Raw genomic sequence first — 15,851 nt, 5'->3', positions numbered from 1 at the left:
TTTTTCGACCTCAGTTTGAGAATAAACCCTATTTCCGAAAAAGAAAAGCGATTATTCGGAAAGATTGTTCAGGAGCGAGATTCCTTGAAAACCGAAAAAATTCGTCCTACGTAAAAATCCTGCCGTCACGAAGACGCTCTTTGGTTTACAAGCAAAGAAAAAAGCCCTTGCTGAAATCGGGAAACAAAATACGGGTTTGCGTATCGGCCGAACGTCCGAGACGAGGAGTCGATTTTGAGCCGTCGGTTTCCGACCTTTTAACCGTTCTTTCTGCAAAACAAGCGCAAAAAGAAGGATTCCAAAAGCGGGATTTGAAAAATAAAACCCGAAGAAATTGAAAAGCGAGGGAGAATGAACTCCCCCGCCGTTTTGAAATTCGCACGCGAGCTCGGTCTTCTCGAGGTTCACTTTTCCCGCTCGGGGGCGGAATCCTCGGGGGACGCAGCACCGTCGCCGCCCTTTGCGGCTTCCCCGTCGGGCAGGGCGCCGTACGCGTAGGGGTACTTCGTAAAGTCGGGCATCGAGTAGCCCACCTTCGAGAGATTCGTGATGAGCGTGGGCTCGACGTCAAGGGGCGCAAGCTTGCGACGGATGCGGTTGAGGGTCACGCGCAACACGTTGAGGGAGTTCGACGGGTGGTCGCCCCAGACGGCCGTGAGGAGCTCTTCGTGGGTGAGAACGCGCCCGCGCGCAAGGCAGAGTTCCCAGAGGAAGCGGAATTCGAGTTCCGTGAGGCGGATCGGCGTGTCGTACCAAAAAGCGCAACGCCCCTCCATCGAAAGACGGAAGGGACCGTTCTCAAGCTCTTCAGTTTCGTCGTACGTGTGGGAGCGCACGGGTTGCGCGGCCCGCCGCGTACGCCGCAGGATCGCCTGGATGCGCACCTGGAGCTCGTCGAGCGAGAAGGGCTTCGTGAGGTAGTCGTCGACCCCGAGCCGGAAGGCGGAGACCTTGCTCTGCACTTCGCCTTTGGCCGTGAGCATGATCACCGGCACCGAACTCACGCGACGGATTTCCCGAAGGACGTCGTACCCGTCCACCTTCGGCATCATCACGTCGAGAATGACGAGGTCGGGCTTGGGTTGCATCGCGTCGAAGCGTTCGAGCGCTTCCTCGCCGTCGGCGGCAAGCTCGACGGCATAGCCGATCAACTTGAGGTTTTCGGCAATGCCCGTACGGATCGGGGTTTCGTCGTCGACAATGAGAATGGTGGGGTGATAGAGCGCCATAGCTACGAACGGGGGCCCTCCGTGCAGTCGACCGGTTCATCGGGTGAAGACAAAAACGAACTCTCCCCCGAATGCCGGGTCGCTGGACGGTAGGTTTACTTAGGGATTACAGGAAGAATGATAACGAATTCCGCGCCCGTTCGCCTGCCCCTCGAGAAGTCCTTTGTTGGACGTTGTCGGAACCCTCCGACGGCATCGCAAGCACGATGCTTCCGCCGTGAGCATTGCAAATTGCACGGCAGATCACAAGCCCCAGACCGGTACCGCCCTTCGAGCGGCTGTCGCCCTTTTCAACCTGGAAGAAGCGGTCGAAGATGCGTTCCGCATTGGCGGAATCGATCCCGATGCCGTTGTCTCGGACGCGCATTTCGACGTAGGGTTCTTCGTCGTCTCCGGTCGTGCCGTCGTCCGTCACATCGCCCACAAGGCGCCCCGTCACCGTGACGACGCTCGGGACCCCGGGTTTCGCGTAGCGACCCGCATTGAGCAAGAGGTTCGTAAAGAGCTGCGTCCGCATACACCCCTTCGGCATCCGGTTCGAAATCGATCGTGAGCGTCTGATCGGGGTAGGCGGACAGCACGAGCGTCTCGGCGCGATGCCAGAGTTCGGCAAGCGACACGGGTTCGGGCTCGATCGTGAAGCACCCGCCGTCGATGCGCGCGACGTCGAGCCAGTCGCGAATGAGACCTTCCAAGTGTTTCGACGAAGCGTCGAGATTCTTGAGAATTTCGCGGCGGTATTCCGGATCCCAGCGCACGTCGCGCCGTTTTCCGTCAAGCCCCACGCGCCCTTCGTATTCGGCCAAGAGCGATTCCACCTGAATGCGCATCGCCTGTACGGGGGTGCGGAATTCGTGAGCTGCAATCGAAAGAAGGCTTTCCTTCAAGGCGGCCGTCGCTTCGCGGTCCGTAACGTCGCGAACGAGCAAACCGGTAAAGGGCGGCGTGAATTGGACGGCACGCATCGTCTTGTCGAGCGTTTCGTCGACGTGGAAGCACTCGAACTCAAGCGACCGCCCTTCGTACGTCAACAGATGATGCGCCTGAACGGAGATGCGCTCGCCCGCGTCGCTCGGCCATGCGTCGGAAGAGGGCGCGTCGGACGTACTGTCGGCAGCGTCCGCCGAGCCCGACCGGGAGTCCGACTCGATTCGCTGCGCGTCCTTTCCCATGACGGCCCGCACGGCCTGCATCAGGTCGTCGGCGGGTCCCCCGTGCAGGAGTTCGCGTGCGACGGAATTCTGGTGCACGATCCGAGCCTTGCTGTCCGTCACGAGCACCCCTTCCGCCATTCCTTCGAGAAGGGCGCGCAGGAACCGGTTGCGTCCGTCCAAGTCGGCCGTACGTTCTTTCACCTTGTGTTCTAGGTCGCGGTTAAGGGTCTTCAGGGCCTGCGTGCGCGCGTCGAGCTTCACGGACGTCTGCTCGAGCGCTTCTTGGACGAGCTGCAACTCCGCGGGGAAGCTCACGCGGTCTTCGGGCTCGGGATGGGGATTTCCCTGTCCGAGCTTCGAGACGTAGCGCTTCAGCTGCTCGACCGAGTGACCGAAGCGGTTCGTGCAACCGCCCGCGACCGCAAAGGAAAGGGCGAGAACGCCGAAGAGGAGAAAGACCGCACGCTCCCAGACGCGGGTCTGCGAGGTGAGGCGGCTTCGGACGTCGCGCAGGAGCACCACCGTCCAACCGCCCACTTCGTCGGGAAGTTTCACGGCGGAAACAACCATCGTCGGACCGTCCTTCAAGTCGAGCCGGTCGGTGGCGGCATACGCGAAGGGGTCGTGCATCAGGCGCGTTTCCCCGGCGATCCACTCGTCGCCGATGGGCTGAAGCGCCGAGGCATTGTCGATGAGGCGACTCAAGTGTTCGACGTCGCGATCCGTGGCGGCGGATCCGACCAACGTCTGGCGGTTCGAAAGCGGTACGATCGGAACGCCCATGTTGTCGAGCACTTCGATTTTCGTCCCCGGAGGGAGCGTCACGTCGAGGTACTCCCCGACGCGCTTCAGGTCGAGGTACGCCGTGAGAATCCCGAAGCGGGCTTTCTCGCCGTCGATGGGGGTCGAAATGGCGATTGTGGGACGGCGCTCGGGGCCGTTTTCCATCGGGGGAGAAACAAGTACCTTGCCGCGCGGAGCCGCCAAAGCATCGGCGTGCCAGAGGTGACGATGGTCGCCCGCGGCCGAGCGCAAATCCGACACACCCGAGACGAACGAGGGCCGTGCTTGGACGCTCAATTCCTTATCCAACGCTTCGATGCTCGGGTAGGCGTAGACCGTACGCAACTCGATGTTGTCGATGTGGGCGTTACGGATGAATCGGATGGATTCCGACAGATGCCGCAGATGCTCGTTCATCGTAAGCGCGACACCTTCCGATTGGGGCATCTGCATGGGGACCGCCGCCGTGAGGGCCGACACTTCCACGAGTTTCATCGCCATCGAAAGGCGCGAACGGAGGCGCTCCGCCGTCGCGTGCGTGAGCGTCACCTGCGCGATGTCCTGGTCGCGGGCTTCGCGGCGCAGCTCGTTCAACTGCACGACGGTGAGCGCGGCAATCGGGATGAGCGCTACGGAGGCAAAACCCGTGAAGAGCAGATAGCGAAACTTCATGTATTTCGAAAATTGGAGTCGACTCGCGGAATAGGCGCCTCATTGTAGTCGAGCTTGCTGTCGTACGGCCTCGGGGTGAGGGGCCTCATTCTCGAGCCACTCTCGCCACCCCCATACCCTCGATAAGTTTTTTCTACAATGGGTGCTTGAAAGGAACAACCGAGGTCGCGAGGCGGGCCGTCATCCCGACGCTGCCCGCGCGGCCGGTTTTTTTGGAGTAACGTCGTGCACGAACCCAACTGCAGGATCACGGCCGACAAAACGATGTGGGGGATCCTCCCCAAAGGAACCGTCAAGAACTTCGGGACGAAGTTCTAGTCGGTCGGTCGTTCGCTCGACGCTCTCTTTTTCGAAGGGGCGGCGCATCGTTGCGCGCGCCCGTATTCCGTTCGTCCCTAACCGGGCGCATGACGGCAGGACGCCGTTTGCCCGGGAAACAAGGAAAAAGACCATGTTCCCGAATTCCAAAGACACCACCGACCTCGCAACGCCCGTTGCCGGCGAATCACAGTACGAGACGGTCACCCGCATCGTCGAAGACATGCTGAAGCACCGGTCGGCGGAGGAAATCGCCCGAGATCCGATTTTCGTTCAGCTCTACGCCTCGTCGGCCCTCGCCACGATGGATTACTCCTCGTGGGAAAAGGCGCTCCAAGTGCTTGAGAAGGCGGTGACCGAATCGCTCGCTTCGACCGATTCCTTCGTCCTCACCCATCTTCTGGCCGAAGCGCGTCTGCGTACGGGCAGAACCGCAGGGGCGTTGGCCGCAGCCGAACGCGCCCTCGAACTCTTCCCCAACGAAGGCACGACCGTGCGGCAGTACGTCATTGCTGCGGTCGCCGAAGGGCGGCGCGAGGATGCCGAGCGCGTGCTCGGGGCCGCTATTGAGGCGGGTCCCCAGGATTCGCCCGATGCGCTTCGCACGTTGAAGGACCTGAAGCGCCGTTTGAAGGCGGGGGTGTACGAGAATCTTTCGACTGCAGAGCTTGTTACGCGCCTTGCCGATTCCGTCAGCATGCCCAATGACGAGGACGTCCTCTTCGGCGGCGTCACGACGCTCTACGACATTGCGCTTCGGCGCGAGCTCCTTCGTGCGATTGTTTCGGATCCGAAGAAGCACGCCAAAAACCTTCGGATTCTCAAAGCAACCGAACCCGTTCTGACGGAGGAGGGCGTCTTCGCATGTCGATCGAGCCTTCAGGAAGAGGGCTTCCCGATCGAATTCAACCTCCCGTACGCCGGGATCTCCATGATCGCGCCCGAAGCCCTGCGTTCGTTCGCGCGCGGCGTGCTGATGGGCGATTTCGGTCGCGTCGAAAAGCTGCGCGTCGACGATCCCTTCGAGGCGAAGGTTTTCTCGGAAGGCGGAAAAACCGAGACGGTGAGCCTTCTCTCCTACTTCGGGAGCTCGTGTGCGGAATCGCGTCTGACGGGAGACGAAGTCGTCTACCGCCCGATGACCATTGAGGACGAACGCATCCTTGCGAGCAAAGAGTTTCGCCCCGCGGATTCGGACCGCGAGGCTTGGCTTGCCCTCATCGCCGACTGGGTTGCGGCGGGCGCTTATGCGCCCCTCGCTCGAATCGACGATCTGGGCGAATCGCAGTACAACGACTTCGCAGTCGAGCTCGCCCGAGCGAATCTCGTTGTGGAAAGCGACACGGGACTGCGCGTTCTCAAGCGTAAAAAAGCGATCGGCCTCTTGGAGCAGGCGCTCGATGAGGCGGTCGAAGAGGCGCTCGACGACGAAGAGCGTTTCCGAATCCTTCAGGTTCTCGGCATGGCGTACTACACCGACGAACGCCACTGGGACGCGGTTCAGACCTTCAAGCGCGCGCTCAAAATCCGCATCGACTCGACGGTTCTCGTGAGCTTGGGCTACGCGTTGGCCGCCAACTCTACGGGGATTTTGGACGAACCTTTCGACGTTCGGACGGCGCGGACCTGGATGCTCCTCACGAAGTCGGCCCGGACGCTGCGCCGCCACATCCGGTCGGCCTATGCCTCGGGGCGCAATGCGCGCGATGCGGTCGTGCCTGCGATGACCGGTCTCTGCGGCGACTGGGTCCACCGGGCGGGCTTTGAATCGAAGAGCGAACGGATGGGCTACGTTATCCTCTCGGGAAATTGCGACATGGCGCAGATCTTCGCCGAGCTCGCCTTCGTCGAACACAAGCCGGCCATTGCCGCGAACGACTGGAAATTCGAGGTCGGCATGCGCGAAGACCTTCGGATCGACGAGCGTCTTCAAGAGTGGATCGAACCCCTCGGCCTGAAGTCGATCCGGATCGATCCGAAACCGGCGGGCGACATGATTGCACTCACCGTCTATTTGGAAAGCGACGACCCGCGGCCTCGCTGTTACCACGAGGCAGTCGCGAGGCAAGTCGTGGCCGAAGCGATCGGCGAAGCGCCCTTCATGTACTTCTGCATGCAGGAGATCAGGTTCCGCCACGAGCCTGCGCTCGACAGGGGGATGACGCCCTCGGCATTTGCGCACTACTTCTACGACATGTTCCCGCAAGCATGGGCTGCGACCTGCGCCACCCTCTCGTTCGATTGGCACTTCGTCACGAACTACGAGATCGACACGCGCCCCGAAGCGCCGCTTTTTGCCGACATCAAATCGGGTGACACCTTTTTCCGGGGGCTTTTCGACCCGAAGATTTTCGTCGACCCGCAGGCTCCCGGCCTGCGCTTTTCCCGACTCATGCAGTCCTACGGCGCGCAACCCGTGACGATTGCGTTTGAAATCGCCCGTTCGGAAGAGACGAACGAGTTCGTTCTCGACCCCACTACCGTGGTCGTGAACTTCCGTCTCCACCTCGAAGGCACGGGCGCGGCCCGCATGGTCGGAATGGCCTACGGCGAAAATCGCACGTACATGAATCTCGTTCTCTGGCGACCCGATCAGGCGCTCCTCGAAGCGTCCCGTTGGTTCTCGGCCGAAAAGGGCGTTAAGTGGGCCGTCTATCGGTCGCTCTTCCCGCTCACCTTCATCCAAACGCTCGCTCTCAACGACCCGTCGGCCGCCCGAGCGGCCCTCGCGCCGCTCGGGGCGTTCGCAATGCTCGATGAGGCAGAACTCGCCGACCCGACGTCCGTCGTGAAAAAGTTCGAAGTCGCGTTCGAAGAAGGTCAGGAACGCCGTGCGAGGATTTCGTACGAGAACGCCTGTCGCGGGGACATCTTCAAGGCCCTTGACGGCGCCTACGGTCCGGAAGTCCCCGAACCCCAATTCGGCTGCTTTCAGACACGCAAGCGCCGTAAGGGGTTCTTCGTCGACGTCAACGGGAAAGTCCGGCAATACCGCGACGTCCCCAAGAAACAATGGCGGTAATGAAATCGGTCGTCCGATCGTGAGCTCGGGCTGAAAACGCGACTGCTTCGCAGGACGCAACACGCCGCGAAAGGCTCGAAACCCGCCGTCGGCCCCGGGAGCATTGATTGACTTCCCGGGGCCGACGTCTATCGGGCTTCGCGCTCGCGCACGGCCGAACGACGAACCCGTGTGACGAGACCGGCCCCGATGCTCTCGAACAAGCTTCCCTACAATAGGAACACCACACAGACCGACCGCGACCGCCCGTCGAAAGGCGCCCGGTCAAGGAATGGAGAAAACATCGTGCACCGAACCCGCTGCCCGATCACGTCCGAAACGAGGATTTGCAGGCTTCAGAGATCGCCCGAGCGCTTCGGGACGAAGAAGTAGCGAGCACAGCGCCCGCTCTTTTTCGACCGAAGGGGAGGCGCCTTATGGACGCGCGCCCCGAACAAACCATCCTTATACCTGGCCCGTGCCGAACCCCCTGACGGTTCGGCGAGCCCGGCCCCGAAAGCGAGAACAAAATGATCCTCAAACCCAAAGACCTCAGGGAGCTCGAAGTCTTGCAGGACAGTCCCGGACGGTTCGATTATCTCGATGAGGTCCTTCAACAGGGACTGCGCCGGAAGCGCTTCACGAAAGAGGAGGTCGCGCGCGACCTGCAGTTCGTCCTGACGTACGCCCGAGCCGGCCTCGAAAATCTCGATTACTCGACGCGGGTGAGGGCGCTGGACGTCCTCGAATGGGCGGCGCCCGACTCGCTCGACGACGTCGACTCGTACGAGTACCTCATGTTCCTTTTGGAAGCGCGCCTTCGCGACGGCAAGACCCGCGAGGCGATCGAAGCGGCCGAGCGCGTGCTTGAGATCGCTCCGTACGACCTTCGTGCGGTACGCTTTTTCGTTGTTGCAGCCGTTGCCGAGGGGCGGCCTCAGGACGCCGAAGACCTTTTGAACGAAGCCATCGAGTTTTACGAAACGATTCGGGAGATGCACCTCTCCGAACCGACGTTTTTCCGGCGGCTCCGGAGGAAGCTTCGCAAAGTCCTGAAGTCGAACCGAACGCTCCCTGAGAAGGTCGCGGACCTCGCCGACCCGATCATCGACGAGCAGGATCTCGACAAGCTCAAAAAAGGCGCGTTCGACTACTACCAGTACGCCGAGTTCCGCGAGTTGACCCGCTCGATCATGGTCGACCCTGAGAAACTCAAAAAGAACCTTCGGATCCTGAGAGCGACCGAACCGACGCGCACGCCCGAGGGCCTTCACGTCTCAACGTCGACCTTGCAGATTCCTTCGCTCACGATCGAATTCAACATGTCGCTCGCGGCGATTTCGATGCTCGATCCGGAAGCCGTCCGCATGATCGCGCGGGGCGTTTGGAGCGGTGCCTACGGCGAAGTCGAGCGCGTGCGCATTGCGAATCCGTTCCGCGCGGAAATCATCTCGAAGGACGGCAACCGGGACGCGATCCTCCTGACGCTGAGCCTCGGCCCAACGTGCGTCGAACCGCTCCTTACGGGGTATGAGCCCGTCTGGCGCGAGATGACCGAGGAGGAAGAAGACGAAGCGTTCGACCTTCGCAATCTCCCCGCGAAGGACGATCGCAAGGGATGGCTCGAACACGTCGCGCGCTGGACGCCGGAAGCGGGCTACGACATCCTCGCACACACGCTTGAAGCCATTCCCGGGACGAAAAACATCGACTTGACGATCGAATACGCTCGAGTGCTTTTGCTCACGTTCGACAACTTTTACGTTGACGTGTACAGTCGCAAGCGCTCGATCGACCTCTTGCAGGAGCTTCTCCCGAAAGTGACGAAGCCATCCGATCGCGCCTGCGTGCTGCGGCTTCTCGGCATGGGGTACCTTGCGAACGGGAGCTATCGCGCGGGGTTCGAAACGCTCCTCGCGTCGCAGGAATACGAACCCGATTCCCGAGCGATATATTCCATGGGCCGCGCCTTGCAGTACGCGACCGAAATCCTCCCGCGCCTGAGCTTCGAAGAGCGAGCCGAAATCGTCGGGCGCACCGTCGAAGAGTCGGAAGATTTGATGGTGCGACAGATCTCTTTGGCCGAACGCGCCGACGTGGACCCGCGGCTCGTGATCGAGGGGCCGATTTCCGTTTTCAGCAAAGCGTGGCTCCGGAAGGTCGGTCTCGACGAAGAAGGGAAGCCCGTCCTGCAACTCGGCGCCGGCAGCACAAAGAGCGAGTTGTTTGCGTTGCGCGAATTCCTGAAGCGTATGCCCGAGGGAATCACCGACCGCTGGACCTTCCTGCAAAGCGGTCGACCCGAAGCCGACCTCTCGACCTACGTCAACCCGCTTCTGAAGGACACGGACCTCGCTACGCTGCGTTTCCACCCGAAAATCGTCAACGGGAAAATCCGCCTCGCCGTCGCGGTCGGGAAGAAAATCAAGGCGAAGGAGCGCTTCTGCGCCGCATTGACGGACGCCGTGATCGCGGCCGTCGGGGAGGCGGCCTATATGTCGTACTTCCGGCCCGATTTTCTTCTTTGGGATTGGCGCCCGAAGAAGCCGGGCTATTCGCTTGAAGACCTCCGGACGTACTTCTTCAAGAAGTTTCCCGACGCCCACGGCATGACGCTCGCAGACGTTCCGATCGAGTGGCAGGACCTCAAGGTCGACTGCATCAACCATCCGGGCGCCCCTTTCTTTATGGACATCCGAGAAGGTCGGTCGCTCTTTCCGGAGCTTTTCGACCCGTACATCTTCTCGCACTCCAACCTGTCCGGGGTCGACTTCACGAAGACCATGGAACACTTCGGGGCGACGACCGTCATGATTGCGTTCGACGTCGTCCGTGGCCCCAAGGCCCCGAAGGGATCGTTCGGAAACAGGCGTCGGGAGGCGATCGCGGAATTCACGCGGGCGCTTGAGGCGGACGGCCACGCGACGGTCGTGGGCACCGCGCTCGGCTCGCATCGCGCGTACGTGACGGCCGTGCTCTGGCAGGCCGATCGGGCGCTCCTGAACGCGGGCCTCTTGGTGAAGAATAATCCCTCGATCGCCTGGGCCTTGGTGCAGACGCTCTCGCCCCGGACGCATCCGATTGTGCTTGGGGCGAACGACGCCCGAGCGCTGCAGAAAACCCTCGTGGCGATGCGTATCGGTTTCGAAGGTCCCGCCCCGGACTTCACGGAAACCATGCGCCAGATCGGCACGAAGCTTGCCGAAAGGCGGAAAATCATCGCCGAAGAGGCGCTCGATTACCGCAACGTCATCGAGGGCGCGATCGACGAGCTCGAGACTGCCGTCCTATTGCTCGAAAACGTGAAAAAGATGCGCGGCGGAGCGCCCGACACCGACAACCCCGCCGAACGGCTCTTCACCTTCTACGGGGGCGAAGCGAAAGCTTGAGGCACGCGCTCGCAAAAATAGGAAGTCCGAAAAACTCGGCCCCGGAAGCGGCAAATCGCTCCCGGGGCCGATCTGTTTTTGGGAAATCAAGCTCCGTTTTCAGGCTTCACGAATCGCTTGACGATTTGCGCCATGAAGCCCGACGAAGGCCTCACCCCTCGGCCTCGATCTCGTTGAGGATCGCGTTCAATTCCGCCATACGGCGTGCCGAGCGGCGAGCGGGCGAATCGTTTTCGGGAACGGCGTCCTCCCAGTCGAGTTCCTTCTTGACGGGGTCGTAGGCGATGGCAATGACGCCCGAGCGGCGTCGGTCGGCGATCGTCACGAGGGACGCCCCGCCGATGTAGGGCTCCAGCGTATAGACCGCTTTTTCCGGGGTCGCGACGATCATCTGGAAGCCGAATCGGTTGAAGATGTTCATCGAGATGTCGGTGAATTCGCTGTCGGCCTTGTCGAAAGCTTCGTCAAGGAGCACGGGGGCGAAAACGGGAAGGCCCGTAGCGGAGCGCCCCAACTGGTAGCGAAGCGCCGCCGCGAGACACGTGGTTGTGAGTTTCTGGCGCTGCCCGCCCGACTTGCCCGCGCCCGAGAGGTAGGTTTCGACGACGCGGTTTTCGTCGTCGTACTCGACCGCCGAGAATTCCACATGATTGCGTACGTCAAGGACGAGCGAGCGCCAGCGCTGCGCCTCGGGGTCGGCGGAGCCCATGCGTTCGACGAGCGAGCCGATCCGCTCGAACCGGGCGTCCGCCTCTTCGGGTGCGAGCGACTCCCAGGCACCCTCAAGGATCGAACGGAGCGCCCGACGGAAGTCTTCCACTTCCGCAATGCGCCGATCGTTGATTTCGATGCGAAGGTGCGTGTCACCCGTTTCGAGACGACTGAAGGCGACGGTCGACAAGGAGGCGTTCACCTGCGCCATGCGGTCGAAAATGGAGCGGCGCGAGGCCGTGAGCTGCGACGCGAGTTCGATGAAGTTCTGAAGGGACTGCGTTTCGAGCAACTCGCGGAAGCGTCGCTCGAATTTCGGAAGGCCGTCCCGCTCCAACCCTTCGAGGTACGCCATGTATTCGGGCGCCGCTTCGTAGGCCGTATCCCAGGCGCTCGCACGCGCGGGGTAGCGGCTGCGGAAGAGGGCGAACTGCGCGCAGGTTTCGCTCTGCGCGCGGGCGGCTTCGGCCGCACCCAAGCGATTGGCGTCCGCAATCGAGGCCTTGACGGCGTCGACCGCACGTTCAAGATCGCGCTCCGCCATGGGAAGCTTCACGGATGCAGGGAGACGCGCGTCAAGCCGCAGGTAGACCGCCGGATCGATCGCATCGGCACCGAGCTTTTCGGCTTCGCGCAGAATCGCCGTGAGACGGCTTTCGTTGGCGGCAAGGCGAGCCTTCTTTTCTTTAGCTTCAACGGTGCGATCGATGAGGAGCCGCCCCGCGGTTTCTTCGCGGGCGCGGGCCGTGACGAGCTGCGACTCGATCGACTTCAGTTCGGAGTTCGACTCGAGCACGGCTTTCAGAGCCTCATCCGCTTCGGCTTCGCGTCGGCAGGCGCCCAAGAGGTCCACTTCCTCCCAGGAGGCGTTCGTGACGATTTCGGCGGCGGCCAGTCGTTCGCGCGAGCGACGCCCTTCGGCGTCGAGCGCTTCGCGGGTGCGGGCAATTTCGTTCTTTCGGAGTTCCGTGCGTTCGGCTTCTTCAACATAGAGGGCCAATTTGGAGGCGTTCGAGAAGCCCGTCACCCAGCTGCGACGGTCGTCGAGCGCCGTCGAATCGTCCTTCGTCAAGAGGCGCCCGCGGGTTTTGACGAGACCCGAGGGCATCACGGCCGAGTCCGCACGCTCGAAGGCTTCGAGCGTATCGACGCAACGGTGCGGGAAGCGGGCTGCAAATTCGAGCGCCACCGCCGAGCGCCAGGGGCCCGTGGCGAAATTCACCTTTTCGGAGAGGAACGCTTCGCCGCGGAAGGCGGGCTCTTCGTGATCCGTGTGTTCGACGCGAAGAATGCGAAGGCACTCGCCCGAATCGTGTTCGGCAACGTAAGCCTCAAGTGCCGGAAAGTCCTCGGCGGATACGAGCATCGTCAGGGCGAAGTCGCGCGCCGCGCGCTCGATCGCTCCCTGCCAGAGGGCTTCTTCGGGCTTCACCTCGAAGAGTTCCCCGGCAAAGGGGAGACGCTTTTCGTCGAGCGTCAGGGCGTCCGCCATGCGTCGCCGCACGGTGGCGAGGTTCGAGGGGATATTGGTGGGGCGCGAACGCATCGCGGCGATTTCGCGCGTGAGGGCGGAGAGTTCCCGCTCCAGGGCGGCCTCGGCCGCGACAGCTTCGTCGCGCCGCTTCATGCGGTCGACTTCGGCCGATTCGCGGGCCCGAAGGAGGGCCTTCATTTCTTCCGAAAGCGTCACCCAGGCGCGTTCCTCGTCGGGCACCTTTTCGCCGCACTGCGCGAGGCTCTTTTCAACGCGAAGCCGGAGCTTCTCGACGCGCTTCACGGCGTCACGACGATGTTCGAGCGTTTGCGTGAGGTTCGCGACCGCTTCGCCGCCCGCACGGTAGTGGAGCTGCTCCAAGCGGCGCACTTCGTTCTTCGCGTCTTCCGCGGCGCTCTCGGCATTGGCAAGCGCGGCTTCGGATTCGGCGGCTTCGCGCTTCAAGCGCGGAAGCTCGCGCTCCACGATGTCGCGCTCGAAGCGAAGCTTCCACGCAGGGGTCGCCCGGGCTTCCTCATCGCGCAAACGCGCGTCGCGCTCTTCTTGCTGAGCGCGAAGGAGGGCGGAGCGGGCCTTTTCGAGAATTTCGTGCTGCTTGCGGGCTTCGACCACCGCGCGGTGCGCGTCCGAAAGCTCCCCGAATTCGTCGACCAAGCGGTCTGCGGTCTCAAAGGTCTTCGGCTCGTCGAGCATGAAGGTTCGAAGGAACGTATTCAAGTCCCCGAGGTTCTTTGCGGACTGGGCTTTGGCAAGCAGCTTCAAGGCCGCCTTGTCGCGGATCCCGAAAAGGGCCGAGAAGGCGGCGGAGTAGGCCGTGAAGGTCGTGAAACTCTTGAGGTCCGCGGGCAAACGGCGCTTCAGGGCCTTGAAGTCGAAGTCCGTGCGCGCGAATTCCTTGAGGAGTGCGGGCGAGAGCGTCACGTCTCCGGGAGCGATCATGAACTGACGGATGACGGAATTTTCGTCGGTCGAACGCCCCTTCACGTACGCCACGAGCATGAGCGTGTATTGGGCGCCCACGGCGTCAAAGAGCGTCAAAGCGACGACCGAAAAGGTCGAGCCTTCGCGCAAATACCGCACCACCGAGCGGGAGCGCCCCGAAGGCTCGTACTCGGTCGCGCTCGACCAGGCGCCGCGCACGTAGCTCATGACGGAGCGGTCGGACCTGCGACCGCGCTCCCCTTCGTGGGCCGCGGCGTTGTATTCGGGCTGCGGCAGAAGGAGCGTCACCATTGCATCGAGCAGGGTCGACTTCCCCGAACCCGAGGCGCCGACGAAGAGGTACCCTCGGGGGCTCACCTCGATGTCGTGCGAGCCCGAGAACGTGCCCCAGTTGAAGAGTTGCAGGCGCGCGATGCGAAACTGCGTATGGCCTTCGAAAACCGATGCGTTGATTTCATTCGTTTCGTTCATGCTTCAGCATCCGTGTCGGTGAAAAGGAGGCCGGTCTCGGCGGAGTTGTCGACAGCGTTGTCGGCGGCTTCGGACGAAAGAGGCGCTTGCGTCGTTTCGGCGCGGCTGCGGGGTTTGCGTGCGGCCGGAGCTTTCTTCTCGGTAGCGGCGGGCTTGGCTTCGACTTCCGACACGTCCGTCACTTCCGTGGTTTCGAGAGGAGCCGTCACGCCCGTCGCAACGTCGGAGGGCGACTGCGTCGATGAGGAAGTCTCCGAAGCCTTCGAAGCCTTCGTACGTTTGGAGGTCTTCGTCGCCTTGGTCGACTTCGTCGCCGTCGTTTCGTTCGGCTCTTGCGCCGCAGCCGTCGCCTTTGCCTTTCGCGAGCGTCGCTTCGGCAACTCGGGAAGAGGTTCGGCCGACGGCGCCGCGCCCGCCTGAGCGGCAACGATGGCGTCGAGCTGCACCATCAAATTTCGATCCCGATCGGGCGTGCTTTCGGCGACAGAAGTCTCAACCGCCGCACGAACGGGGAGAGGGGTGGCATCGACGGAAGTCGGAACATCCACACCGTGTTCAACGTCACTCACCGCTTCGGGAGCGACTTCCGGGAGAACCTCGGCGGGGACGGCCTCATTCTCTTCTCGGGCTTCGGACTCTTCCGCCGGGACTTCGAAGAGCGTTGCTTCCTCGGTGCGAGCGGGTTCGCTCGCTTCGAGGGAAACTACGACGGGAACGTCAGGAGCGACGACATCGGCGGCCTTGCCGGCATTCGTCGGGGCGTCGTCCGATTCCGTATCCTCCGGCTCGTCGGCCTCAACGTCCTTGAGGGCCGCTTGCGCTTCTTCGGCTACGTGGGATTCATCGGATTCATCGGATTCGTCGGCTTCTTCCGCATCGATTTCCTCGTCGTCCGCCGCGTCGGCTTCATCCGCATCATCGTCGGGCTCGTCGAGCGTCACGCGCTTTTCCGGACGGTCCTCGTCGATCGCCGTCGCGTCTTCGCGCAGCTCTTCGGCCTTCTTGCGGTACTCCTCGGTGAGGGCGGCGATGTCCGTCGCGTCAAAGAGGAGTTGCAGGACGGGGCTCACTTCGTAGCGAAGCTCTTCGCCCGAAAGCGGGACAAGGATCTTGCGGTCCTTGAGACGCTTGACGACCCCTCCGACGTGCGCGTCGAAGAGTCGAACGTCGCGATCGGCCGTGCGGTCGTAGTCGCGAAGATACTCGACGATCTCGGCGTGCGCCACCACCGTGCGGTCGCCCGTTTCGGCCGTACGCATGAGGCGCGAGCGAAGCATCAGGAGAAGCACCGAATCGAGGAACTTCAAGCGCACGGTGTGAAGCAGCGACGGAGCCTTCGATTCGTACGTGTCGGGTCGACGGCAAAAGGCAATACCCGTTTCGTCGTCGATCGCAAGGTCGAGAAAGAGGTCGTTCAGGCGCGAGCGCAGCACCGCTTCGCTTGCGACCAACTCCGTCCAGAGGTGGCGGCTGCGGTCGCGTCGCAGGTAGGGGCCGCGCAAGAGGTGCACGAGCACCTGTCGGGTCTTGAAAGGAAGGGTCCCCGTATCGCCCTCGAAGAGCTGCGTCCCGGGGAGTTCCGGGTCGGCGTCGCGGGCGCCGTATGCGAAGTCGCGGGCGTCGGTCGCAACGTCGGGAGAAATGTCGTCGAAGTCGTCGATTTCGTCGGTCATGGGCATCTCAATA

General features: G+C 62.2%; 6 protein-coding genes and 1 pseudogene. 2 read left to right on the top strand and 5 right to left on the bottom strand.

Annotation, left to right across the window (positions count from 1 at the left end; translation table 11 throughout):
- Window positions 1-404: 404 nt before the first annotated feature.
- The 3 genes and pseudogenes from S6FBBBH3_RS06440 to S6FBBBH3_RS11440 form a co-directional block, all read right to left on the bottom strand.
- The gene (locus S6FBBBH3_RS06440) at window positions 405-1,229 is read right to left on the bottom strand and encodes a response regulator transcription factor (RefSeq protein WP_120176965.1); all 825 of its coding nucleotides are present in this window, start codon (window positions 1,227-1,229) and stop codon (window positions 405-407) included.
- Window positions 1,230-1,335: 106 nt separating this feature from the next.
- The gene (locus tag S6FBBBH3_RS11445) at window positions 1,336-1,746 is read right to left on the bottom strand and encodes a sensor histidine kinase (RefSeq protein WP_408646480.1); all 411 of its coding nucleotides are present in this window, start codon (window positions 1,744-1,746) and stop codon (window positions 1,336-1,338) included.
- 139 nt (window positions 1,747-1,885) lie between these two features.
- Window positions 1,886-2,194, bottom strand: a pseudogene (locus tag S6FBBBH3_RS11440) (histidine kinase dimerization/phospho-acceptor domain-containing protein); the annotation flags it as partial.
- A gap of 2,095 nt (window positions 2,195-4,289) precedes the next feature.
- Here S6FBBBH3_RS11440 and S6FBBBH3_RS06425 point away from each other — a divergent pair.
- Together S6FBBBH3_RS06425 and S6FBBBH3_RS06420 are read left to right on the top strand one after the other, a co-directional pair.
- The gene (locus S6FBBBH3_RS06425; RefSeq protein ID WP_120176963.1) at window positions 4,290-7,178 is read left to right on the top strand and encodes a tetratricopeptide repeat protein; all 2,889 of its coding nucleotides are present in this window, start codon (window positions 4,290-4,292) and stop codon (window positions 7,176-7,178) included.
- 509 nt (window positions 7,179-7,687) lie between these two features.
- Window positions 7,688-10,546 (top strand): tetratricopeptide repeat protein, encoded by a 2,859-nt coding sequence (locus tag S6FBBBH3_RS06420; protein WP_120176962.1) that lies wholly within the window; start codon window positions 7,688-7,690, stop codon window positions 10,544-10,546.
- A gap of 151 nt (window positions 10,547-10,697) precedes the next feature.
- Here the strand turns inward: S6FBBBH3_RS06420 and S6FBBBH3_RS06415 are convergent, their stop codons facing one another.
- Entirely contained in the window at window positions 10,698-14,165 is a 3,468-nt protein-coding gene (locus S6FBBBH3_RS06415; protein WP_120176961.1) for an ATP-binding protein, read from the bottom strand.
- On the bottom strand, window positions 14,162-15,838 hold the full coding sequence (locus S6FBBBH3_RS06410) for a DUF4194 domain-containing protein (RefSeq protein WP_170143851.1): 1,677 nt from the start codon (window positions 15,836-15,838) through the stop codon (window positions 14,162-14,164). The genes S6FBBBH3_RS06415 and S6FBBBH3_RS06410 overlap by 4 nt, the downstream gene beginning before the upstream one ends.
- Between the last annotated feature and the right edge of the window lie 13 nt (window positions 15,839-15,851).

Source organism: Sutterella megalosphaeroides (assembly GCF_003609995.1).
GTDB lineage: Bacteria > Pseudomonadota > Gammaproteobacteria > Burkholderiales > Burkholderiaceae_F > Sutterella > Sutterella megalosphaeroides.
Note: the sequence above shows the minus strand (reverse complement) of the source record. Positions and strands in the feature narration are given on the sequence as shown.

Coding starts and splice junctions, on each gene's coding strand:
- S6FBBBH3_RS06440 (WP_120176965.1), bottom strand. CDS start 1,229: ATGGCGCTCTATCACCCCACCATTCTCATTGTCGACGACGAAACCCCG.
- S6FBBBH3_RS11445 (WP_408646480.1), bottom strand. CDS start 1,746: ATGCGGACGCAGCTCTTTACGAACCTCTTGCTCAATGCGGGTCGCTAC.
- S6FBBBH3_RS06425 (WP_120176963.1), top strand. CDS start 4,290: ATGTTCCCGAATTCCAAAGACACCACCGACCTCGCAACGCCCGTTGCC.
- S6FBBBH3_RS06420 (WP_120176962.1), top strand. CDS start 7,688: ATGATCCTCAAACCCAAAGACCTCAGGGAGCTCGAAGTCTTGCAGGAC.
- S6FBBBH3_RS06415 (WP_120176961.1), bottom strand. CDS start 14,165: ATGAACGAAACGAATGAAATCAACGCATCGGTTTTCGAAGGCCATACG.
- S6FBBBH3_RS06410 (WP_170143851.1), bottom strand. CDS start 15,838: ATGACCGACGAAATCGACGACTTCGACGACATTTCTCCCGACGTTGCG.